This is a genomic window from Streptomyces sp. CNB091 (genome assembly GCF_000377965.1).
The window spans coordinates 197,078-219,823 of the sequence record NZ_KB898998.1 but is presented as its reverse complement, the minus strand read 5'-3'; the positions used below and the strand labels follow the sequence as shown (position 1 = coordinate 219,823).

The 22,746-nt window shown below is 73.0% G+C and carries 20 protein-coding genes and 1 pseudogene; 4 read left to right on the top strand and 17 right to left on the bottom strand.

What is annotated here, in order from left to right; all coding sequences use genetic code 11:
• Positions 1-141: 141 nt before the first annotated feature.
• The 11 genes and pseudogenes from D581_RS0117740 to D581_RS0117690 all read right to left on the bottom strand — a co-directional run bounded on the left by D581_RS0117740 (position 142) and on the right by D581_RS0117690 (position 12,689).
• Positions 142-1,011: an HAD-IIA family hydrolase gene (locus D581_RS0117740; RefSeq protein WP_018958558.1), complete on the bottom strand. Its 870-nt coding sequence runs from the start codon at positions 1,009-1,011 to the stop codon at positions 142-144.
• Positions 1,012-1,085: 74 nt separating this feature from the next.
• Positions 1,086-2,630 (bottom strand): alkaline phosphatase family protein, encoded by a 1,545-nt coding sequence (locus D581_RS0117735; RefSeq protein WP_018958557.1) that lies wholly within the window; start codon positions 2,628-2,630, stop codon positions 1,086-1,088.
• A 241-nt stretch (positions 2,631-2,871) separates the two neighbouring features.
• Complete coding sequence (locus D581_RS0117730) at positions 2,872-3,894, bottom strand: 2-aminoethylphosphonate ABC transporter substrate-binding protein (RefSeq protein ID WP_026290619.1); 1,023 nt, start codon at positions 3,892-3,894, stop codon at positions 2,872-2,874.
• Positions 3,895-3,989: 95 nt separating this feature from the next.
• Positions 3,990-4,787: an ABC transporter permease gene (locus tag D581_RS0117725; protein WP_018958555.1), complete on the bottom strand. Its 798-nt coding sequence runs from the start codon at positions 4,785-4,787 to the stop codon at positions 3,990-3,992.
• Positions 4,774-5,679: a 2-aminoethylphosphonate ABC transporter permease subunit gene (locus tag D581_RS0117720; protein ID WP_018958554.1), complete on the bottom strand. Its 906-nt coding sequence runs from the start codon at positions 5,677-5,679 to the stop codon at positions 4,774-4,776. Before D581_RS0117720 ends, D581_RS0117725 begins: the two co-directional genes overlap by 14 nt.
• Before the next feature lie 193 nt (positions 5,680-5,872).
• Positions 5,873-6,988: pseudogene (locus tag D581_RS01000000137385) on the bottom strand (ABC transporter ATP-binding protein); the annotation flags it as partial.
• Positions 6,985-7,779, bottom strand: coding sequence for a phosphonatase-like hydrolase (locus D581_RS0117710; RefSeq protein WP_018958552.1), 795 nt, complete (start codon positions 7,777-7,779; stop codon positions 6,985-6,987). The pseudogene D581_RS01000000137385 and the gene D581_RS0117710, both read right to left, overlap by 4 nt.
• Before the next feature lie 5 nt (positions 7,780-7,784).
• Entirely contained in the window at positions 7,785-8,909 is a 1,125-nt protein-coding gene (locus D581_RS0117705) for a TIGR03364 family FAD-dependent oxidoreductase (protein WP_018958551.1), read from the bottom strand.
• 152 nt (positions 8,910-9,061) lie between these two features.
• Complete coding sequence (locus D581_RS0117700; RefSeq protein WP_018958550.1) at positions 9,062-9,832, bottom strand: GntR family transcriptional regulator; 771 nt, start codon at positions 9,830-9,832, stop codon at positions 9,062-9,064.
• A gap of 126 nt (positions 9,833-9,958) precedes the next feature.
• Positions 9,959-11,317 (bottom strand): hypothetical protein, encoded by a 1,359-nt coding sequence (locus tag D581_RS0117695; protein WP_026290617.1) that lies wholly within the window; start codon positions 11,315-11,317, stop codon positions 9,959-9,961.
• Between the two features lie 82 nt (positions 11,318-11,399).
• Positions 11,400-12,689, bottom strand: coding sequence for an ROK family protein (locus D581_RS0117690; protein ID WP_018958549.1), 1,290 nt, complete (start codon positions 12,687-12,689; stop codon positions 11,400-11,402).
• A 73-nt stretch (positions 12,690-12,762) separates the two neighbouring features.
• On the opposite strand from D581_RS0117690, the gene D581_RS0117685 reads away from it, so the two are divergent.
• Both D581_RS0117685 and D581_RS0117680 read left to right on the top strand, forming a co-directional pair.
• Positions 12,763-13,941 (top strand): Gfo/Idh/MocA family oxidoreductase, encoded by a 1,179-nt coding sequence (locus D581_RS0117685; RefSeq protein WP_018958548.1) that lies wholly within the window; start codon positions 12,763-12,765, stop codon positions 13,939-13,941.
• Positions 13,938-14,417 (top strand): heme-degrading domain-containing protein, encoded by a 480-nt coding sequence (locus D581_RS0117680; RefSeq protein ID WP_018958547.1) that lies wholly within the window; start codon positions 13,938-13,940, stop codon positions 14,415-14,417. The genes D581_RS0117685 and D581_RS0117680 overlap by 4 nt, the downstream gene beginning before the upstream one ends.
• A 201-nt stretch (positions 14,418-14,618) precedes the next feature.
• Here the strand turns inward: D581_RS0117680 and D581_RS0117675 are convergent, their stop codons facing one another.
• The 6 genes from D581_RS0117675 to D581_RS0117650 all read right to left on the bottom strand — a co-directional run bounded on the left by D581_RS0117675 (position 14,619) and on the right by D581_RS0117650 (position 19,576).
• The gene (locus D581_RS0117675) at positions 14,619-15,479 is read right to left on the bottom strand and encodes a fumarylacetoacetate hydrolase family protein (protein ID WP_018958546.1); all 861 of its coding nucleotides are present in this window, start codon (positions 15,477-15,479) and stop codon (positions 14,619-14,621) included.
• A 138-nt stretch (positions 15,480-15,617) separates the two neighbouring features.
• Positions 15,618-16,388: a YidC/Oxa1 family membrane protein insertase gene (locus D581_RS0117670; protein ID WP_018958545.1), complete on the bottom strand. Its 771-nt coding sequence runs from the start codon at positions 16,386-16,388 to the stop codon at positions 15,618-15,620.
• Between the two features lie 117 nt (positions 16,389-16,505).
• Positions 16,506-16,838, bottom strand: a complete 333-nt coding sequence (locus D581_RS0117665) for a DUF6412 domain-containing protein (RefSeq protein ID WP_026290616.1) — start codon at positions 16,836-16,838, stop codon at positions 16,506-16,508.
• Between the two features lie 83 nt (positions 16,839-16,921).
• Positions 16,922-18,526 carry a sodium:solute symporter family transporter gene (locus D581_RS0117660; protein WP_051114600.1) on the bottom strand — a complete coding sequence of 535 codons (1,605 nt, stop codon included), beginning with the start codon at positions 18,524-18,526 and terminating at the stop codon, positions 16,922-16,924.
• A gap of 2 nt (positions 18,527-18,528) precedes the next feature.
• Positions 18,529-18,756 carry a DUF3311 domain-containing protein gene (locus tag D581_RS0117655; protein ID WP_018958542.1) on the bottom strand — a complete coding sequence of 76 codons (228 nt, stop codon included), beginning with the start codon at positions 18,754-18,756 and terminating at the stop codon, positions 18,529-18,531.
• A 37-nt stretch (positions 18,757-18,793) separates the two neighbouring features.
• Positions 18,794-19,576, bottom strand: coding sequence for a class E sortase (locus D581_RS0117650; protein WP_018958541.1), 783 nt, complete (start codon positions 19,574-19,576; stop codon positions 18,794-18,796).
• 423 nt (positions 19,577-19,999) lie between these two features.
• Between D581_RS0117650 and D581_RS0117645 the strand changes: the two genes are divergently transcribed.
• Together D581_RS0117645 and D581_RS0117640 are read left to right on the top strand one after the other, a co-directional pair.
• Positions 20,000-21,004 (top strand): SEC-C domain-containing protein, encoded by a 1,005-nt coding sequence (locus D581_RS0117645; RefSeq protein ID WP_018958540.1) that lies wholly within the window; start codon positions 20,000-20,002, stop codon positions 21,002-21,004.
• A gap of 210 nt (positions 21,005-21,214) precedes the next feature.
• Entirely contained in the window at positions 21,215-22,744 is a 1,530-nt protein-coding gene (locus D581_RS0117640; RefSeq protein WP_018958539.1) for an ATP-binding protein, read from the top strand.
• Positions 22,745-22,746: the final 2 nt, after the last annotated feature.

Genomic DNA, 22,746 nt, shown 5'->3' with positions numbered 1-22,746 from the left:
CGGCGGCCCGCATCCGCAGTCCTCCATTCGAGCGACGTCAGGGCGACGGCTCCGATGGCGGTTCCGACGCCAGTCCGACGCCGGTTCGGCGCCGGTTCGGACGCTTGCGGATGCGGTCCGCGCAGGTCAGCGGCTGTCCGGCTACGCGGCCCCGTCCGCCTTGGCCTTGCCTGCCTTGTCCGTCCTATCGGCCTCGCCCGCCTGCTTCCCCTGGTCCACCTGGTCCGGCAGGTCGATGAGGTCCACCAGGTCGGCGATGGACTCGACGACGTGCGAGGGGCCGTACGGGTAGCGGTCGATGTCGGCGACGGACGTCAGCCCGGTGAGGACCAGGAAGGTCTGCATGCCCGCTTCCAGGCCCGCGAGGACGTCGGTGTCCATCCGGTCGCCGATCATGGCGCTGGTCTCGGAGTGCGCGCCGATGGCGTTGAGACCGGTCCGCATCATCAGGGGGTTCGGCTTGCCCGCGAAGTACGGGTCCTTGCCGGTGGCCTTGGTGATGAGGGCGGCGACCGAACCGGTGGCGGGCAGCGGGCCCTCGGCGGACGGGCCGGTCTCGTCGGGGTTGGTGCAGATGAAACGGGCGCCCGCGTTGATCAGCCGGATCGCTTTGGTGAGCGCCTCGAAGCTGTACGTCCGCGTCTCGCCGAGCACCACGTAATCCGGGTCGTGGTCGGTGAGGACGTACCCGATGTCGTGCAGGGCGGTGGTGAGACCGGCCTCGCCGATGACGTACGCCGTGCCGCCGGGGCGCTGGTCGTCGAGGAACTGGGCGGTGGCGAGCGCGGAGGTCCAGATGTTCTCCACGGGCACGTCCAGGCCCATGCGCTTCAGCCGGGCGTGCAGATCGCGCGCGGTGTAGATGGAGTTGTTGGTGAGGACGAGGAAGGGCAGCCCGGAATCCCGCAGCCGCTTGATGAAGGCATCGGCGCCGGGGATGGGGGTGCCCTCGTGGATGAGGACGCCGTCCATGTCGGTCAGCCAGGATGAGATGGGCTTGCGCTCTGCCATGTGTCGGGACTCCTGCCGTACGCACTGCGTGCTGGGGGTGCCCGGACCACGCCGTCCCGGCACCCCCAGCATAATTAGGCTGCGGCGACTGTGACCCCGTCGATCACCCAGTACCAGTTGTTGCCGCCGGTGTAGTGGAACCGGAAGCTCACGTTGGCGGCCCCGGACGGGACGTCCAGGGTGAGCGACTGGGGCTGGGAGATCACGTCGGAGGTGTAGCGCTTCACCTCGACGGGCGTGCCGCCGTTCCAGGAGGCGAGGACGCGGGCGCTCTGGCTGCCCTCCTGCCGGTAGAGGGTGGTGAAGCCGAGCGTGACGGTGGACGTGCCGCCGACCGCGTACGCCGGAGTGACGAGCGTGGAGTCGTACGGGCCCGAGGAGGACTTGTCGGCCCACTCGTCGGAGTCGGCGACCGCGAAGATCCCGCGCGAGCGGACGTTCAGCTCACGGGACTGGTCGCGCTGGCTGCGGCTCCAGAACTCGTCGGTGGCGAAGGACCAGCCGCGCCACTCGGCCACGCCTCCGGTGCCCATCGCGGAGTTCACGACCGACCAGCCGCTGGGCGCGGTGTGGGTCCAGCCGAGGACGCCGGCCGGGATGCCGGTCTCGTCGGCGCGTGCGGCGAGGGCGGGGTACAGGGCCTCGAACGGGTCGGTGGCGCGCTGCTGGATCGGCTTGCCGTCCAGGCCCCACGCGGGGTCGGGTGTGATGCCGAGCTGCTTGAAGACGGTGGCGGCGACGTCCACGAGGCGGGTGTCGGCGGGTCGGGCGCCGGCCGCGATGCCGGGGCCCTGGGCGAGGACGAAGGTGCGCCGCTCCTCGATCGCGCTGCCGCCGTGGCCGCCGGCGTCGGTGTGGCCGTGGTCGGTGGTGACGATGACGGTCCAGCGTTCGGTGGCGTAGGAGGGGCGGGCCCTGATCGCGGTCAGGAGGCGGCCGAGGTAGCCGTCCTGGACGTCGATCGCCGTGCGGTACGCGGCGCCGGCCGCACCGGAGTTGTGGCCGGCGATGTCGGTCTGGCCGAAGTAGACGAAGAGGACGTCCGGGTTCTGGTTCCGGAGGATCGACTCGGTCTCGGCGGCGATGGTGGCGTCGTGGCCGGTGTAGCCGTCGGCGTCGCCGTCGAGGACGAGCTTGGCGTCGGCGCCCGGGGTGACCGTGCCCTGGGCGTCCAGGGGCTTCCAGTCGACGGCCGCGTAGGTGGAGAGCTGGGGGCGGACCTGGGCGAGGCGGGCGAGGAGGCCGGGGTACTTCCCGTAGTTCTTCCCGGCGAAGGAGTTGTCCTTGACGCCGTGCTTGTCGGGCCAGACGCCGGTGGAGATCGTCGACCAGCCGGGGCCGGAGGAGGTGGCGGCCATCGGGTTGGCGTACAGCAGCGAGGTGCCGTACGTCCCGTTCGCCATCATCGACTTGAGGTGCGGGGCCTTGGCGGCGGCGATGACGTCGTGGCGCAGCCCGTCCATGCCGACGACGAGCACCTTGTCCTCGCTGGTGCCGTCGGGGAGGGTCGGCGCGGCGTGCGCGGGGGTGGCGGTGGCGAGGGAGCCGCCGACGGCGGCGGCCGTGGCCGCGGCGGCGGTGGTGGCGAGCACGGAGCGGCGGGACAGGGACCGGGACACGTGATCCTCCAGGGAGGGGGCGGGTCGGACGGACGGGGCTGGGCGCGAACTGCCTTCGTGAACTGCCTACATGAGCTGCGTACGTGCACTGCCTACGTGAGCTGCGTACGTGAACTGCGTACGTGAACTGCCTTCTGGAGCTCTGGACCTTCTGGCACCTCTGGACCAGACCCGTTACCTTCGCGAGACCAGCGGGCTGAGTCCAGACCTTCGCAGGAGTCCGTGGCGGGGAGGTGGCCGGTCAGCTTCCGGTGGCCGACTTCCAGGCGTCGATGTACGTGTCCAGGTTGGCGCCGATGTCCGCCCAGTCGGGCTCGAAGATCTCCACGCCCTCCATCAGCCGGGCCAGTTCGACGGCGTTGGCGTCGGTGGCCTCGATGTCCTTGCGGGCGGCGAAGCCCCCGCCGACCGCGCTGACGTCGCGCTGGGCCTGCTCGGAGAGCATGAAGTCGAGCAGCTTCTTGCCGTTCTCGCTGTGCGGGCCCTTCGCGACGAGGCCCGCCGCGTACGGCAGGGCGAAGCTGGTGGGCTTCCCGTCGCCCTGGGCGGGGAACCAGATGCCGAGGTTGGGCATGTCCTGGGACTGGGCGAAGTTCATCTGGACGTCCCCGTTGGCGGCGAGGAGTTCCCCCTTGTCGACCTTGGGGGCGAGCTTGCCGGTGGAGGCGGACGGCCCGACGTTGTTGGTCTGGAGCTTCTTCAGGTACGCCATGGCCGGCTCCTGCCCGCCGAAGTCGTGCATCGCCTTGATGAGGACGGCGGTGCCGTCGCCCGCGACGCCGGGGGTGGAGTACTGCACCTTCTCCTTGTACGACGGGTCGAGCAGGTCCTCCCAGGTCCTGGGCGGGCTCTTCAGCTCCTTCTTGTTGTGGATGAACCCGAAGTAGTTGTTGACGACGGAGGTCCACTTCCCGTCGGCCGCCCGGTCGGCGCCGTCGACCTGCTCCGCGCCCTTCGGCTCGTACGCGGTGAGGAGGCCCTTGGCGTCGGCCTGCTGGATGAAGGGCGGCAGGGTGACGAGCACGTCGGCCTGGGTGTTGGACTTCTCGCGGACGGCGCGCTGCACCATCTCGCCGGAGCCGCCCTCCACGTACTTCACCTCGATGCCGGTCTTCTTCTCGAAGTCCTTGAAGACCTTGTCGTACCAGCCGTCGCCGTTCTCGCCCTTGAGGCCGTCGGCGCTGTAGACGGTGACGGACTTCTCGTCGGACGCGGCGGAGGAGCCGCCGCAGGCGGTGAGGGTGACGGCGGCGAGGGCGGCCATGGGGAGGGCGAGAGCACGGGCACGGTTGTGGTTGTGGTCGCGGTTGTGGTTGTGGTGGCGCATGAGGTTTCTCCAGGGGGAGTACGGGGCGGGGATCAGCGGTAGGAGGCGCGGGTCCGGATGCGGGAGACGGCGGCCAGGACGAGGAGCGTCGTCGTCATCAGGACCACGGCGAGGGCGGCGCCGGTGAAGAGCGAGCCCCGATCGGTGGCGGCGAAGATCTGCACCGGCAGCGGGGTCCAGTCCGGCGGGTAGAGCATCATCGTGGCGCTCAACTCCCCCATGGACAGGGCAAAGCAGAGCCCGGCGGCCGAGGTGAGCGAGGGCAGCAGGAGCGGCAGCCGGATCCGCCACAGGACCCGGGCGGGGCTCGCTCCGAGGCCGGCGGCGGCCTGTTCGTACATCGGGTCCAGACGGCGCACGGCGGCGGAGACCGACTGGTACGCGAACGCGGTGACGAGGACGGTGTGGGCGAGGATCACGATCCAGCGCGTCCCGTTGAGCAGCACGGGCGGCTGGCTGTAGGCCACCAGCACCGCGAGGCCGACGACCACCGAGGGCACGGCGACCGGCAGGATGAACAGGGCGTCCAGGAGCCGCTTTCCGCGCTTACGGAGAGAGGCGGCGGCGAGAGCGGCCCAGCCGCCGAGGGTGAGCGCCAGCACGCTCGCGGCCACGGCCGTGACCAGGCTGGTGGTCAGCGCCTGGAGGGAGTCGCCGCTCGTCGCGGCGGAGTAGCGCTCGACGGTGGGTCCGGAGGGGAAGGCGCCGGACCAGTTCGTGGCGAGGGACGCGGCGAGGATGACGAGCAGGGGCACCGCGAACAGCGGGACGAAGAAGAGGAGGAAGACGGCCCAGGTGGCCCACTTCCCGGCCCGGCTATGCACCAGCACGACGACTCACCACCCGGTAGAGGCTGTAGAGGCCCACGGAGATCGCGATGTTGACGACGGCGACGACGCAGGCGGCCGGGTAGTCCGACTCAAGGATCGCCTTGCTGTAGACGAGCATCGGCAGCGTCGTGACGTCCTTCGCCCCGGTGAACAGGACGATCCCGAACTCGTTGAGGCACATCACCAGGACGAGGCTGCCGCCCGCCGCGAGGGCCGGGAGCGCCTCGGGCAGGATGACCTGCCGGATGATCCGGACGGGCCCGGCGCCGAGCGAGGAGGCGACCTCCAGCTGTCCGGTGTCGAGCTGGGAAAACGCGGCGAGCAGCGGGCGCATCACGAACGGCGTGAAGTAGGTGATCTCGGCGAGCAGGACGCCCCAGGGGGTGGTCAGGAAGTGGAAGGGCCCCTCGGCCGCCCCGGTGACGTCGGTCCAGAGCCCGTTGGCCATCCCGACGGATCCGTAGATGAACAGCAGGGCCAGGGTGATGAGGAAGGACGGGAAGGAGAGGAACACGTCGATGAACCGGGCCACCGCCTTCCCGCCGGGGAACGGGACGAACGCGATGATCAGCGCGAGGACGAACCCGAGGACGAGGCATCCCACGGTCGAGCCGACGGCGAGCCACACGGTGGTGGTGAGCGCGTCGCGGAAGACCTCGGAGGCGAAGACGTCGGCGTACGGGTCGAGCGAGACACCGCCCTCGTCGGGAGTGACGGACTGCTGGACGACGAGGGCCAGCGGGTAGAGGAACGCGAGCGCGAGGACGGCGACGGGCGGCAGCGCCCAGACCCAGGTGGGGACGGAGCGGGACCGTGCGGGGGCGGGGGTGGGGGCGGGGTCCGGTTGCCCGGGCCCCGGCGTCCGCTTCCGGTCGAGGACGGCACTAGCCACCGCGAACCACCCCCGCCTTCTCCCGCGCCGACGCGGAGCCCGCGGGGCGGGTCGCGTCCGGGCCTCCTCTTGCTGCTCCTGCTGCTCCCGCTGCTCCTGCTTCCCCCGCTGTTCCCGCCGCTCCTGCCGCCCCTGCCGCTCCCGCCGCCTCTGCCGTTCCCGCCGTTCCCGCCGCTCCCGCCGTTCCCGCCGCTCCCGCTGTTCCCGCCGTTCCCGCCGGGAGCAGCACGGCGTCCTCGGCCGCGAAGTGCAGGGTGACCGGGTCTCCGATGGCCGGGGGATCGCGCAGTTCGCGGAGGTCGGCCATGAGGCGGTGGCCGTCGACGTCGGCGTGGACGCGGTGGGTGGAGCCGCGCCACTGGACCTCGGCGACGCTGCCGGTGAGCGCGTTGGGCCCGTCGCCGAGGCCGACCAGGTGCGGCCGGACGCAGAGGGTCGCGGTGGCTCCGGGGGCGGCGGTGTCGGTGGGGGCGGCGAGCGCGTGGCCGCCGAACTCGACGGCTCCTTCACCGGTGACCGTGACCGGGAGGAGGTTGGCGTTGCCGACGAACGAGGCGGTGAACTCGGTGCGCGGGCGGCGGTAGAGCTCCTGGGGGGTGCCGCAGTCCTGGAGCCGGGCCCGGTCCATGACGGCGATCCGGTCGGCGAGGGTGAGGGCCTCGACCTGGTCGTGGGTGACGTACAGGATCGACACGTCCGGCAACTCCCGGTGCAGCCGGGCCAGTTCGGCGAGCATCCCGGAGCGGAGCCGGGCGTCGAGGGCGGAGAGCGGTTCGTCGAGGAGCAGGACGCCGGGGCGGATGGCGAGCGCCCGGGCGATGGCGACGCGCTGCTGCTGGCCGCCGGAGAGCTCGCGCGGGTGGCGCTCGGCGTACGCGGCCATGCCGACGAGTTCGAGGGCCTCGGTGACCCGGCCGGGGATCTCGGCCTTCGGGGTGCGGTGGGCCTTCAGCCCGAAGGCCACGTTGTCCTTGACCTTGAGGTGCGGGAAGAGGGCGTAACTCTGGACGACCATGCCGATGCCGCGCCGGTGCGGGGGCAGGGCGGTGACGTCCCGGCCGCCGAGGAACACCCGTCCCGAGGCCGGGCGGACGAACCCGGCGACGGCCCGCAGGGCGGTGGTCTTGCCCGAGCCGGACGGCCCGAGGAGGGCCATCACCTCGCCGGGTTCGACGGTGAGGTCGAGCCGGTCGAGGACGACGTTCCCGCCGTAGGCGACGGTGACGCCCTCGAAGCGGATGCCGCTGGGGGCGGCGGGGGCGGCCCGCCCGGGGCCGCGCCCACCGCCGGCGGGGGCCGGGGCGCTCATGCCTCGGCCCGGACAGCGGCGGCGGGCAGCCCGGCCGCCTCGGCGCGCGCGATGAGGCCGGGGAGCTCGGCGACGGACCCGAGCACGTGGGTCGCGCCGTGCCGGGTCAGCTGGCCCCTGTCGTGGGCGCCGGTGAGGACCCCGGCGACGATCCCGGCGCCGGAGCGTACGCCGCTGAGCATGTCGTACGAGGTGTCGCCGGCCACCACGGTCCGCCGGACGTCGTCCACGGCTCCGGTGCGCAGGAAGGCGGCCAGCACCATGTCCGGGAAGGGCCGGCCCCGGCCGCCCGCGTCGGCGGGGCAGAGGGTGAGCGGGACGAGGTCCTGCCAGCCGAGGGCGGCGAGGATGGCGTCCTGGGTGGCGCGGGCGAAGCCGGTGGTCAGGACGACGGTGCGGCCCTCGGACGCGAGCCGTTCGACGGCCTCGCGGGCGCCGGGGAGCGGGGCGATACGGCCGCCGTCGACGAGTTCTCCGTACGCCTCCTCGAAGGCGGTGTTGGCGCGCTGGGCCTTGGCCTCGCCGCCTTCGCCGTCCTCGCCGTGCTCACCGTCCTCGCCGTGCTCGTCGGCGAAGAGGTGCCGGAAGACGGTGATCTTGGATTCGCCCATGGTGGCGTGTACGTAGGCGAGTTGGCGGGCGTGCTCGTCGGACCCGGGGCGCACGCCGAGGCGTTGGGCGGCCGCGGAGAAGGCCTGCTCGACGAGTCCGCCGTCGGCGACGGTGGTGCCGGCCATGTCGAGGACGACGAGGCGGTAGGGGTCGCGCGTGATGTCGGTCGGGGAAGTCATGTGGTTCACCAGCCCAGTTGGTCGGCGGTCGTTTCGGCGATGGCGGGCGAGCACGTCATGCCGCGCCCGCCGGGCCCGGTGACGAGCCAGACCCCGTCGGACACCTGCTGCCGGTGGACGACGCGTGAGGTATCGGTGCACTGGGCGTAGACGCCCGCCCAGCGGTGGCGGACGCGCGGCAGCGGGCGGCCGAGGAAGGCCTCGACTACCCGGGTGAGGTGCTCGTAGGGCTCCTCGACGGTGTCGAAGGCGAAGGGGTGCTCGTACTCGTGGGTGTCGCCGATGGTCAGCCCTCCGTCGCGGCGCTGCACCATGAGGAGCTGCATGCGGTGCTCTGCGGCGATCGGGTCCTGGGCCTGTCCGGCGTTGAGGGCGTCGAGCGCCTCGCCCCGGTAGGCGGGGTAGTAGCGGAAGCTGTCGGCGTCGGCGACGGAGGTGGTGAGCGGTTCGCCGAGCGGGTCGGTCTGCATCATCTGGAGGCGGACGCGGCGCACGGGCAGCTCGGGCCCGGCGAGCTCCCGGACCAGCCCGCCGAGCCAGGCGCCGGTCGCGAGGATGACGGCGTCACCGGTGTGGACGTCGCCGTGGTCGTCGCGCACGGAGGCGGCCCCCACGACGTCACGCACCTCACGGCCGGCGAGGTAGGTGTACCGGCCGGAGGCCAGCAGGTGTTCTTTCAGGGCGAGTTGGGCGGTGCGGGGTTCGACCGCCGCGTCGCGCTCGCACCACAGGGCGGCGGTGAACGCTCCGCGCAGGGCCGGGTTGAGCGCCCGGGCCTCGTCGGCGGTGAGCAGCTTGTAGCCGCGCGCCGCCGCGTCGGGCCGGGCTACGGCCGCCTCGGCGACGGCGACCTCGCGTGCGGTGCGCAGCGGGGTGAGCGAACCGCAGGCCCGGAAGCCGAGTCCGGGCACCCGCTCCCCGACCGCCTCCCACAGCTCGCGGGCGCGCAGGGCGGTCTCCAGCTCCTCGCCGCCGGCCCGGCCGCTGACCCATATCTGTCCGAAATTGCGGAGCGATGCCCCGCGCGCCTCGCTCTCGCGCTCGATCTGTACGACCTCGTGGCCGCGACTGACTGCGTGCCAGGCGTGCATGGTTCCCACCACGCCGGCTCCTACGACGATGACTCTCACGACGGCCACGCTCCTCGGGACGGGTGTCCCGCGCGCATCCGTTCACCGACGGGACGGTGAACGACCCCGCAAGTTTGGACCAGACCCGTTACCTTCTCGTGATATCGAAGAGGTCGGGCCGCGTGGCGAAGGAGGCAAAGGAATGGCCCCTCTCAGCTCCGCTCCTCGCCTCGCAGACGGGCGGAGAAGGAGAAGCGGTCGCCCCGGAACAGGGTCCGCACGCGCTCCAGCGGCCGGCCGTCGGCGTCCCGGGAGAGCCGGTGGATCAGGAGCATCGGCAGGGCGGGCGGGGTCCCGATGAGCAGGGCCTCGCGGGGGGTCGCGAGCACGGTCTCGATCCGCTCGTCGGCGTCGCCGAAGGCGATCTGGAGGCGGTCGCGCAGGTAGGCGTAGAAGGAGGAGTCCGGGTCGAACTCCGTGTCCAGGTCCGGGACGCGGGCGACACCGACGTACGTGCTCTCCAGGCCGACGCGCTCGTCGTCGGCGAGCAACACGCGCTCCAGGTGCCAGACCGGCTCGCCCCGCTCGACCGCGATCTCGGCGGCGAGCGCCTCGGGGCAGGGGAAGCGGTCCAGGCCGATGAGGTGACGGCCGGGCCGTCGGCCCTGGCGGCGGACGCCCTCGGTGTAGCTGGCCAGCGAGAGCGGCTGCTCCAGCTTGGGTCCGGCGACGACCGTCCCGCGCCCCTGACGCCGCAGCCGCCCTTCCAGGAGGAGTTCGCGCAGGGCCTGGCGGACCGTCTCGCGCGCGACCCCGTGCCGCTGGGCGAGCTCCCGCTCGGTGGGCAGGAGCCCGCCCTCGCCCAACTCGTCCAGCAGCACCGCTATACGGGCCTTGACCGCGTAGTACTTCGGGATACGGCCGTGCTCGGGGATGCCTGAGCGGATCGGTGCGCCAGGTGCCTGGTCGTTCGGGTAGTCCACGGCCCGATGGTTGCAGACGCGGGTGAACGGGCGGCGTTACGGGCTTCGCTCCGGCCGCCGCCTCCGCCGGGGCCGGGGTGGGCCGCGCCACGGCACCGTACAGCCAGGGCCGGTCGCCACAGCCCGTCAGTCCGTGGTGCGGCGGACCCGGCGGGCACACCTCAGCAGAACGGCCCCGCCGAGCAGGAGCGCCCCGGCGACGGCCCCGGTCCAGGCCAGTGACTCCGGTCCGGTGCGGGCGAGTTCGGGGAGCGGGCGGCCCAGGCCGTCGCGGGGCGGGCGTCCGGGGTGGTCCTCGTCGGCGCCCCTGCCCCCCTCCCCGGCTCCGGGACGGGTCGGCGGCCGGGGGCCGGGGTCGCGGTCCGGGGACGGGTCCCGGCCGGCGCCGGGGTCCGTGCGGGTGCCGTCGCCCGCCTCCGCACGAGGACCGTCGCCCGGGTCCGTGCGGGTGTCGTCGCCCGGGTCGGCGCGTTCCGGGTCGGCGCGTTCCGGATCGGCGGAATCCGGGGCGGCGGAATCCGGGGCGGGACGTTCCGGCCGGGGGCGTTCCGAGCGGGGGCTCTCCGGCTGGCGGCTCTCCGGCTGCGGGCGCTCGGACCGGGGCTGTTCCGGTTCGCGGATGCCGCCCGTGGCGCCGTCGACGATCACGAAGGGGTAGTCCTCCGACTCCCCCACCCATTCGCCGTCCTCGCGCCCGCCGCCCTTGGCCTTGTCCTGGTGGCGGCGCTGGACGACGGCGGCGTGGGCGGTGACCGGGCCAGGGGCGGTGTCGGAGGTGAAGGCCATCCGGACGCGCACGGAGACGGTCGCGCCGGCGGGAACGGTGAACCCGAGGAACGCGTCACCGGAGGCGTCGACGCCGGAGCCATCGGCATCGGCATCGGGGGCTGTGCGTGTGCCTGCGTCCGCGTCCGTGCCCGCGTCCGACCCCGACCCCGACCCCGACCCCGTGCCCGTGCCCGTGCCACTCGATGTCCCCGCCTCGCCTTCTTCCCCGCCCTCCGCCTTCTCGCGCCGATCGTCCGGCCCGCCGCCGAAGACGCCGATCTGCTCGTCGCGGTCGGTTCGCTCCCAGACGACCCGGTGTTCGATCCCGGGGCGGCCGGGCTCGGAAAACTCCAGTTGGATCTGGTCCGACGTCAGCCTGCGGTCGCGGTCGGCGAGGACGAGGACCGGGTGCAGGGCCCGGCAGGACGTGTCGGTGGTGTTGGTGAGGTCGAGGAACCAGGTGCCGTAGCCGCCGCCCGAGGCGTATCTGTCCGGGGCGTCCTGGATCCGGGTCTCGATGGGGAAGTCCTTGGCCTCCGGGTCGCCGCAGACCGGCTGCCGGTCGGCGGCCAAGGAGGCGGGTACGGACGCGGCCGGCAGGGCGGCGGCGGCCTGCGGACCGCCCAGGAGCGTGGCGGGCACGGTGATCCCGGCGGCCAGCCCGAGGGCGGCGAGCGCACGGGCGTCACGCAGCCGTGCGCCGGAGGTGGGGGGCATGGGGGGTCACCCTTCACTGCTCGCGGACGACCGGGGCGGGGGCCTCGGTGGTGGCCTCCGACACCACCACGCGCGCGCGGACTCAGAGAGTCGACATGCCGACTTGATTCATAGGATCACCCGACTGCGCCTCCACCTCGTTCCCTTCCCTGCTTCCCCGCCTCGTCCCCCCACCCGACTCCCCCCGCCTCGCTTCCCCGCCTCGCCCGTCCACCCGACTCCCTGCCTCGCTTCCCGGCCCACTGCCCGACTCTCCGCCCGATCCGCGCCCCACCCGCCCGAACACCGGCGCGAGCACCAGTTGCGCCGCGCCCTCCGCGACCGGCCGGTCACCGCCCCGGGCGACCGTGACGGTCACACCCGCGCCCGCCCCGCCCCGCGCTGCCCGCTCCTCGATCACGGCCCGGACGCCCCGTACGTACGCGTCCTCGTCGGCGGCCACCACCCTGCCGCCCAGCACCACCCGGTCGATGCCGAGCAGGCCGACCAGGTTCGCCGCGCCCGCGCCCAGGACCCGGGCGGCCTCCCCCCGGTCGCCGCGCGCCTCGGCGGCCAGGCACAGCGCCTCGATGCAGCCGCGTCCGCCGCAGCCGCAGAGCGGGCCGTCCAACTGGAGGGTCTGGTGGCCGAATTCGCCCGCCCCCGTCCGCGCACCCCGGTGCACCTCGCCGCCGAGGACCAGGCCCGCGCCGAGCCCCGTACCGAGGTGGAGGTAGGCGAAGTCGCCGCGCGGCTCGTCGAGGGAGAGGGCCAGGGCGAGGGCGGCGGCGTTGGTGTCCTTGTCCAGCACCACCGGCAGCCCGGTCCGTTCGGCCAGGGCGGTGCGCAGCGGGTACCCGTCCCACTGCGGGAATCCGGTGACCCGGCGCAGCACGCCGTCCCGGTGGTCCAGCGGGCCGGGCACGGCGACGCCGACGCCGAGCACCGGTTTGTGCGGTTCGGCCGCGCACAGGTCCCGTACCGCGTCCGCCGCGCCCGCGAGGACCCGGTCCGCCGGAGCGCCGAGGTCGAGCGGCGCGCGGGTGACCGCGACCGGCCGGCCCGCGAGGTCGACCAGGACGGCGGTGAGCCCGTCGCGGTCCAGGTGCAGCCCGACGGCGAACTGCGCGTCGGGGACGAGCCGCAGCACGGTGCGCGGCTTGCCGCCGGTGGAGGGGCGCAGGCCCGCGCCGGCGGCGAGCCCGTCCTCCCGCAGCCGGGCGGTGATCTTGCTGACGGCCTGCGGGGTGAGGCCGGTGCCCTCGGCCAGCTCCAGCCTGCTGATGCCCTCCGACCCGGCGGCACGCAGCAGGTCCAGCACCAGCGCGGCGTTGTGGTGACGCAGGGCCGGCAGATTCACCCCGCCCTGGGCCTTCGTGCGGGTCCCGTTCACGGTTCGCTCCTCTTCACCGCCCCATTGTGCCGGTCGCTTGCACTTTGGCAACAGCGTTGCTTAAGTGGAATGCATGACCCCCAACGCCCCCAACGCCCCCGACGCCACCGGCACTCCCCTCCGCGTCGCCCTCGTCGGCTACGGCCTGGCCGGCTCCGTCTTCCACGCCCCGCTGGTCTCCGCGACCGACGGGCTGGTCCTCGACACGGTCGTCACGTCGAACGAGGAGCGCCGGGCCGAGGCCCTCGCCGCGTTCCCCGACGTCCGCCTCGCCGCCTCGCCGGACGAGCTGTGGGAGCGCGCCGACGAGCTGGACCTCGTCGTGATCGCCACGCCGAACCGGACGCACGTCCCGCTGGCGACGGCCGCGCTGAGGGCCGGGCTGCCGGTGGTCGTGGACAAGCCGGTCGCCGGGACCGCCGCCGAGGCGCGCGAGCTCGCGGCGCTCGGCGAGGAGCGCGGGCTGCTGCTCTCGGTCTTCCAGAACCGCCGCTGGGACAACGACTTCCGCACGCTCGCCGGGCTGGTCGCCGACGGCGAGCTGGGCGAGGTGCAGCGCTTCGAGTCCCGCTTCGAGCGCTGGCGGCCGCAGCCGAAGGGCGGCTGGCGCGAGTCGGGCGATCCGGAGGAGATCGGCGGTCTGCTGTACGACCTGGGCAGCCATGTCGTCGACCAGGCGCTGGTGCTGTTCGGCCCGGCGGTCCAGGTGTACGCCGAGTCCGACGTACGGCGTCCCGGCGCGGCGGCGGACGACGACACCTTCATCGCGATCACCCACGCGTGCGGGGTCCGCTCGCATCTGTACGTCAGCGCCACCACCGCCCAGCTCGGCCCGCGCTTCCGGGTGCTGGGCTCGAAGGCGGGCTATGTGAAGTACGGCCTGGACCCGCAGGAGGCGGCCCTGCGCGAGGGCCTGCGCCCGGCGGCCGGTGAGCCGTGGGGCGAGGAGCCGGAGGAGCTGTGGGGCCGCCTCGGCTCCGGCGAGTCCCCGCTGACGGGCGGTGGCACCCCGGTCCGTACGCTGCCCGGCGACTACCCCGCGTACTACGCGGCCGTCGCCGCCGCCGTACGCGGCGCCGGCCCGAACCCGGTCACCGCGTCACAGGCGGCCGCCGCGCTGGACGTCCTGGAGGCCGCGCGCCGTTCGGCCCGCGAAGGCGTCTCCGTCACCCTCCTCCCCCACCACGACGAGGACCACCAGGCGCAGGATCAGCAGACGCAGGGCCGGCAGGCAAAGGAGCAGCGCGCATGAGCACCGTCTCCCCCACCGTCTCCGAGCTGGTCGACCAGGAGCGCCGGCTCACCCTCCCGCACTTCTCCCACGACGACGCGTTCGCGCTCGGCAGCCTGCTGGTCGCGCTGGCCAGGGAGCGGTACGCACCGGTCGCGATCGACATCCGGCGCGGCGCGCAGCAGCTCTTCCACGCGGCGCTGCCGGGTTCGAGTGCGGACAACGACGCGTGGATCGACCGCAAGCGCAGGGTCGTCGAGCGGTACGGCGAGAGCTCGTATCTGGTGGGCACCCGGTTCCGGGCGAAGGGCACCACGTTCGAGGAGTCCTCGCGCCTGGACCCGGACACGTACGCGGCGCACGGCGGTTCGTTCCCGATCGCGGTCGAGGACGCGGGCGTGATCGGCACGGTCACGGTGTCCGGGCTGCCGCAGGCCGAGGACCACGCGATGGTGGTCGAGGCGCTGGAGCGGTTCGCGGCGACGCCGGGGGCCTGAGGAGCGTACGCACGGGCCGGGGGCCTGAGGAGCGTACGTACGGGCCGACGGCCTGAGGAGCGGACGCACGGGGCTGGGGGCCTGAGGAGCGTACGCACGTGCCGGGGGCCATAGGAGGGTACGGAGGATTCGTACGGGTCGGGGCGCGGTTACAGCGCCCGGGCCGGGGGCCTGGTCACAGCGCCCCCGGCCCGCTCCGGCCTACGCCCCCTTCAGCTCCTGCCGCTGCCGGCCGAGCCCCTCCACCTCCAGCTCCACCACATCGCCCGCCCTCAGGTACGGCTTCGGTTCGGGCTGCCCCATCGCGACCCCGGCGGGCGTGCCGGTGTTGATCACGTCGCCCGGGTAGAGCGTCATGAAGTGGCTGAGGTAGCGGACGACCTCGCCGACCGGGAAGATCTGCTCGGCCGTGGTGCCGTTCTGCTTCAGCTCGCCGTTGACCCAGAGCCGCAGCGGCAGGGCCTGCGGGTCAGGCACCTCGTCGGCGGTGACCAGCCAGGGCCCCAGCGGGTTGAACGTCTCGCAGTTCTTGCCCTTGTCCCAGGTGCCGCCGCGCTCGATCTGGAACTCGCGCTCCGAGACGTCGTGCGCCGTCGCGTACCCGGCGACGTGCGCGAGGCCCTCCTCGGCCGTCTCCAGGTAGCGGGCCGTGCGCCCGATGACGACGGCCAGCTCGACCTCCCAATCGGTCTTGCGGCTGCCGCGCGGCACCAGGACCGTGTCGTCGGGCCCGACGACGGTGTCGGGGGCCTTGAAGAACAGGATCGGCTCCGCCGGGATCTCCGCACCCGTCTCGGCGGCGTGGTCGTGGTAGTTCAGCCCGATGCACACGATCTTGCCGATGCGCCCGAGTGGCGGGCCGATCCGCAGCCCCGTCGCGTCCAGGGCGGGCAGCACACCGGGCGCGTCGGCGGCCGCCCGTACCCGGGCGAGCGCGGAGGCCTCGGCGAGCAGCTCGCCGTCGATGTCGGGGACGATCCCCGACAGATCACGCAGAGTCCCGTCGCGGTCGAGAAGTGCGGGGCGCTCGGCGCCCGCCGTACCGACTCGAAGCAGCTTCAACGGTCCAACTCCTCTTGGTCGAGGTGGTGGCCCTCCGGCGGGTTGCGGCCGACGGAGGACTTGGCCGATCGTCCAAGAGATGCGATCACTCCGCAAGACCTCGTTCACACACTGGACCGGCAGGGGCGGGCGGGCCGATTACGCCGCTGTGGCCATGGCGCTGCCGGCGACCGGCATGTCGCGGTACAGCCAGGCCCGCTCGACGGCGGTCCAGGTGGTCGTGGTGACGACGTACAGGGCGGCGGCCAGCGGCACGACGGCCACGGTGATCAGCGTGAAGAACGACATCAGCGGCATCACCTTCGTCATCGCGCCCATGCCGGGCACGGCCTGTCCGTCCGGACCCGCGGCGGGCGTCATCGGGTTGGCGGCCAGTTGCCGCTTGGTACGTCCGTAGTTGAACGTGGCGACGGCGGCGACGATCGCGAAGAGCCCCAGGTAGACCCAGCCCTGGCCGCCGAACACGCCGCCGTGCGCGAGCGCGTCGTGCCAGCGCCCGCCGAGCGGTGCGCCGAGCAGGTCGTGGCTGAGCAGCGCGTTGGGCTCGCCGCCGATGGAGCTGCTGGAGAACAGGTGGTAAAGCAGGAAGAACGCGGGCATCTGGAGCAGGCTCGGCAGGCAGCCGGAAAGCGGCGACACCTTCTCGGCGGCGTGCAGCTCCATGATCGCCTTCTGCATCCGCTCCGGGTTCTTGCCGTGCTTCTTCCGGAGTTCGGCGATCTGCGGCTGGAGCCGGCTGCGGGCCTTCTGCCCGCGTGCGGCGGCCCGCGACAGGGGGTGGACGGCCAGCCGGACGAGCGCGGTGAACAGCACGATCGCGGCGGCGGTGGACGCGGTCTGGAAGAACGGCTGGAGCAGGTCGGCGAGGGAGCCGACCAGGCTCGCGAAAGCGGACATGAAGGCGGACATGGGTGAGCCCTCCGGGGGTCTCGTCGTGCCGGGAGGTACCTGCGAGGAGGTACGGGGTGATCACTCGGCATGACGACCGGCGCGGGGGCGCCGCACGGGGAAGAGGTGCGGGGTTCGCTACGCGGCGGCCGTCAGGAGGGCGTGCCCAGGTGCTCGGGGCCGCGTTCGGCCCCGGGCGTCGGGGTCGCGTTGTGGGAGGAACGCGGTGCGCTTCTCCCGGTCCCTGATGGCCGTACGGACCCGGGTGCGGGGCACCGGGGACGCGCAGCGGGCGCTGATGACGGAGCAGGCGAGGAGCGCGGATCCGGCGGCGGCGGTGGCGGCGAGCGCGACGGCCGCGGAGAGGCTGCCGCCCTCGGCGAGGAGGACCTCGGTGAGGAAGAGGACGAGGAACCCGGCGGGCCGGAGCAGCCGGGCGAAGGCGCGGCGCAGGGCGGTGGCGTCCCGCACGGTGTGCACCTCCCGCCCCTTCGTCAGCGCCTCTCCGTGAGGCTCATTGCTGCCGTACGAGGGTGCGTACGGCACTCCATTCGTTATACACGATGATCGGATGCACTATCAGGTGGGCCATCGGATGCGCCATCGGATGCGCTTCGGGCGGCCCGGGCGGCGGCGAGGGGCTCGTCGTCCTCCCCCGCCGGATCATGGGCCAGCACCTCGGCGTCGGGCCGCGGATCCGCGTCGCGGGACCCGGCGAAGGTGACGGCGAGCGCGACAGCCAGATTGGCGGCGAGGGCGACGAGCCCGGCGTTCACGCCCCCCACCGGATCGTTCCCGCTGAAGACGAGGACGCAGACCACCGCGACGCCGACGATCAGCCCGCTGAACGCGCCCCGGAAGGTGAGCCGCCGCCAGACCAGGGCGAGCAGCACCATCGGGAGCAGCTGCGCCATCCCCTCGTACGAGATGAGGGAGAGGCGTACGAGGGTGTTGGGGGCGGTGTACGTGAGGAGCAGCGCCAGGCCGCCCGCGACGACCACGACGACCTGGGCGGCGGACTTCTGCCGCTCGGCGAGACGCGGCACGAGCGAGAGCACGCTGCGCCCCCACATCGTCCCGATGACCAGCATGAAGACGGCCATGGGCACGATGGAGGAGAGCGCCGCGGCGACCCCGACGAGGCCGACGGCCCAGGCGGGCAGCGCGTCGACGACCAGCTTGAAGAGCGCGAGGTTCGACTCCGCCCCGGCCAGCCCCGGCACCACGAACAGGGCGGCGAGGCCGAGCAGCATCGGGACGAAGAGCAGGACGTTGTACGCGGGCAGGTACATGGCGTTGCGGCGCAGCGCGTCGGCGTTCCGGGCCCCGAGGTATCCGGCGACGGTGGTCGGGAAGATGACGACGGTCAGGGAGTTCAGGAACGTGGTGCTGATGAACCACAGCTCCCCGAACCCGCTGCCGCCCCCGTCCCCGCCCTCGTCCCCGCCCCCGCCGCCCCCGTGTCCCGGCAGGGTCAGCCAGTCGCTCTTCTCGGTGACGAGCCGGTCGAGGAAGGGCCCGTACCCGTCGAAGTAGTGCAGCGGGACGTACAGCGCGAGGAACCCGAGGGTGGCGATGACCAGGACGTCCTTCAGCACGGACACCCAGGCGCTGCCGCGCAGCCCGCTGACCACGACGAAGCCGGTGGTGACGGCGAAGGCGACGAAGTAGGCCCAGTTCAGGCTGACGGCGCCGTAGGAGATGACGGAGAGGACCACGCCCATGCCGGTGATCTGGAGCTGGATGTACGGCAGCAGGAAGACGGTGGCCAGCACCGCGACCACCGCGCCGAGCCAGGGCCGGCCGAAGCGGTGGGCGACCATGTCGGTGATCCCGACGAGGCCGTGCCGGCGGGCGTACTCCCAGAGCATCGGCCCGACGACGTACCCGATCGCGTAACCGCACGACATGTACGCGACGACGTACAGCACGGGCGCCCCGTAGTTGTAGCCCCAGCCGGCGGCCCCCAGATAGCTGAAGCTGGTGTAGCCCTCGCCCGCCATCAGCACCCAGATGAAGACGGGCCCCAGACTCCGCCCGCCCACGGACCACTCGGCGAGCCCGCCGCCCTTGCCGCGCCCGCGCAGGGCGAGGAGACCGAGCGCGATGGTGGCGACCATGAAGACGGCGAAGACGGACGTGGCGACGGCGGCGTTCACGTTCACGCGCGACCACCCCGGCGCCGGTCCTGGTCCCGGCGGTCCCCTCTCCGCGCGAGCCACACGGCGACCGGCGTGAGGAGGGTCGCCCCGAGGAGCCACACGAAGAGGAAGGGCACGCCGAACACGAGGGGGGTGACCCGGTTCGCCAACGGCAGCGCACCGAGATACAGGACATAAGGGACGAGCAGCCACAGCAACTGGGGGCGTCGTCTGATCACTCCGAACACCCAGGGACCCTACGCCCCCGATGCCCGGGGGTCTCCGTCACCGCGGGCGCATGGAGGTGAGCTTCCCCCAGACGATGAGCCGGTAGCGGGAGCTGAACTCGGGGGTGCAGGTGGTCAGCGTGAGGTAGTAGCCGGGCGCGCTGTAGCCGACGGAGGTCGTGATGTTGCTGCGCGGCACGGGCGCGATGACCCCGCTGTCCGAAGGGGCGGTCCGCGCGAGGCGTTTGCCGACGGTGTACGTGTAGACGGCGTCCCGGGTCTCGACGGTGATCCGGTCGCCGCTCCGCAGCCGGTCGATGCGCCGGAAGGGTTCGCCGTGGGTGTTGCGGTGCCCGGCGAGCGCGAAGTTCCCGGCCTGCCCCGCCTGCGCGGTGCGGGCGTAGTGCCCGACGTACCCCCGGTCGAGCACCCCGCCCTTGCTGGTGCCCTCGGCGACGGGGGCGGTGAGCCCGATCCGGGGGATGCGCAGCACGGCGTACGCCTGGTCCCAGCGGCGCGCGGACCGGGTACGGGCGGTGGCGTCGGACGCCACCGGCCGCGGGACTGGCTCGGCCTCGGCCCCACGACCGGAGGCCGAAGGCCGGGGGCTCCCTTCCCGCTCACCGGCGTCACCGTCAAAGCCCTCCGGGGCCGGCTCGTCCCACTCCCGCTGGAGGCTCCGCACGGCGCTCCCGGCCTCGGCGCGGGCCTCGCGGTTGGTCCACCACAGCTGGTGGGCGACTAGCAGGAGGAGCACGACACCGAGGGTCACGACGACCTCGGCCGACACCCACAGCCCCCGGGCGAAGAGCCGCGACGCACCGCCGGCACGGCTTCGCACGGCCGACCGGCTCCGAACCCCTCGTCCGCGTCCCGGCACAGCTCCCCACTCCCTTGGCATCGACGTCACCTCTCCGCTTCGCCTCGGCGGCGCGCACTGCCCCGTACGGCGGGCATGGTCCCGTACGGCGGGCACGGTCCCGTACGGCGGGCACGGTCCCGTACGGCGGGCACGGTCCCGTACGGGCATGGGGCGCACGGCGACCGGTACGGGCCTGGCGCGCACGGCGACCCGTACGGACCTGGCGCGCACGGCGACCCGTACGGACCTGGCGCGCACGGTAGGGGCAAACCCCACAACTCTCCAGACTGCTCCCCTCCTCATCCCCGCTCCTCATTCCCCTTCTCATCCCCTCTCCTCATCCCCCTCCTCATCCCCGCCCTCTCCTCCACGCCGCCGCCGTCCGGCAGTACCGTGTGGTCCATGCGCCCCGACACGCCTGCCGACCACACCACCGAAGCCGAGCGTCTGCTCCGCACCGCGGCGCAGTACCCCGAGGACCACGAACCGCTGATCCTCCAGGCCGCGGCCCACCTGGAACTCGCGGGCGACCGAGCCCGCGCGAGCACGCTCTACGACGACCTGCTCGGGGCCCCCGAGGCCACCGTCGACCACCCGCACCTGATCAAGTCCCTGAAGGCGGCCAACCTCTGGGAGTACGGCCACGAGGCCGAGGCCCGGGCGATCATCGACGGCATCCGTACCGCGGGCCCGCTGGACGCGGCGCCGTGGCAGGTGGCCGCGGAGACCCTGGAGGCGCACGACGAGCTGGAGTCGGCGCACGACTTCCTCTCGACCGCGCTGACCCTGCTGCTGGCCCCCGGCGAGGAGGTCCCGTACGCCGTCCAGTCCCTGCTGACCGGCCGCCACCGGGTGCGCAGGCTGATGGGCCTGGACCACGACGCCTGGGACGAGCTGGCCGGCGAGCTGCACACGGCCCCGGTCCCCCTGGACGAGCTCCACGACCCCAAGCGCCTGTGGTCGCTGGGCTCCTCGGACCCGGTCGAGCTGAAGGCCGAGATCACCCGCCTCCGCGCGGAGCTGGGCACCTACCGCACGGCGCTCTCCCGCCCGTTCCCGGTCGCCGTCCTGCACTGGCCCGAGGACGAACTGCGTGAACTGCTCACCGCTTACCCGGCGTTGACCGAGGAGTACGTGGACCGCGCCACGCACCTGGACCGCCTGGAGACCGCGCTCCGGGACCTCCACGCGACGGGCACCCCGAACCTGGGCGTCGTCACGGGCACGGTCCCCTCGTACGAGGCGTTCGCCGCCTCCGAGGCCGCGTCCCCGGCCACCCCGGGTCTCCTCCCCCAGTACGCCACCACCCTCGCCGCCCGGGGCCGCGCCGTCCCCTGGCCCCCGTCGCGCACGGCCGCTTGCTGGTGCGGGGGCGGGGAGGTCTACGGGCGGTGCCACGGGGTGTGAGCCCCGTTTCCGACGGCTGCGGCCCGGAACCGCGCACGACGGGTGCGGGGTTCCGGGCCCCTTCGTTCGCGGGGGCCGGCCGACGATAGGACGGGGCGATTCACACGATGATTCCCGGAGGCCCGACCTTTCCCATACGATCACATTTCAACAGTCAACTCAGGGCCGACGTCCCCACACGGGCCCCGTCATGTGTGTGAGGAAGTCTCCATGCCGCCCTATCAGCCTTCCGCGGACTGGCAGTACGAGATCCCGACCGCGGGAAGCAAGCGCCTGCCGCCCGCGGCCCGTTACGTCGAGTCGCTGACGCACCAGGGATACGGCTTCGAGGCGGCCGTCGCCGACCTCGTCGACAACTCCATCGACGCGGGCGCCCGTAACGTCGTGATCAGCTTCCTCCGCGACGACCAGCGGCTCGTGGGGCTGCTGGTCGTGGACGACGGCTCCGGCATGAACGACGAGACGCTCGACACCGCCATGACGGTCGGCGGACGCCAGGAGTACGGGGACAGCGCCCTCGGTCACTTCGGCGCCGGCCTCAAGGCGGCCTCGCTCTCGCACGCCGACTCCCTCACCGTGATCAGCCGCACCCGACGCAGTCCGTCGACCGGCCGCCGCTGGCTGACCGCCAGCGCCCGGGCCGACTTCACGTGCGACATCGTGGACCCCCGCTACTGCCAGGCGCTCGTCGACCGCTACGACGGCCTGATCGAGTGGCACGGCACGATCGTCCGCTGGGACCGGGTCCGGGCCTTCGAGACGATCACCGCCGGCCAGGCCGACCGCTTCCTGAACGACGCCATCGAGAAACTGGAGACCCACCTCGGTCTCCACCTCCACCGCTTCCTGGCCCGCGACGACTTCAACGTCGACATCGTCGTCGAGGACGTGACGACGCGGGAGGAACTCGACCACCGCGGCGTCGAGCCGATCGACCCGTTCGGCTACCGGCTCTCCGGCCGGCCCGGCTACCCGCGCACCTTCACCGCCCCGGTGGAGGGCGTCGGCGAAGTCCCGCTGACCGCCCACATCTGGCAGCCGAAGTCCCCGCTGGTGAGCTTCCGCGGTATCGGCCCGCTCGCCGAGCGCCAGGGGTTCTACATCTACCGCAACGACCGGCTCGTCCAGGCGGGAGGCTGGAACAGCACGCGCAGCCCGGAGGGCCACCTCGCCCTCGCCCGGATCGCCGTCGACCTGCCGGCCGAGGCGAACGACGTCTTCAGCCTCACGGTCAAGAAGGACGGCGTGAGCGTCACCCCGGCCTTCGCCCGCGGCCTGGAGCAGGCCCTGGACGGCGCGGGGAACGACTTCGCGTCCTACGTCAAGGAGGCGGAGGCGACCTACCGGGAGGCGGCCCGGCGCGCCACCGAACCCCAGCGCAAGGCGGTTCTCCCCGCGGGCAAGGGCCTCGACCCGCGGCTGAAGCGCACGTTGCGCGACGAGCTGCCCGAGCTGGAGGGCGAGGACCCGATCACGTTCCGCTGGGACAGCCTGCGCTCCGACGTGTTCTTCGAACTCGACCGCGAGGAACGGGTGGTGAAGCTCAACAAGGAGTACCGCCAGGTCTTCAACGGCGGGCGCCGGGGCGGTCTCAACGACGCCCCGGTGGTGAAGAGCATGCTGTACCTCATGGTCAACGAGATCTTCCAGAAGGAACGGGTCCGGGCCACGCACATCGACAACATCGCCCTCTGGAACAGCGTCCTCGTGACGGCCGCGCGCTGCGAACTCGCGCGCTGACC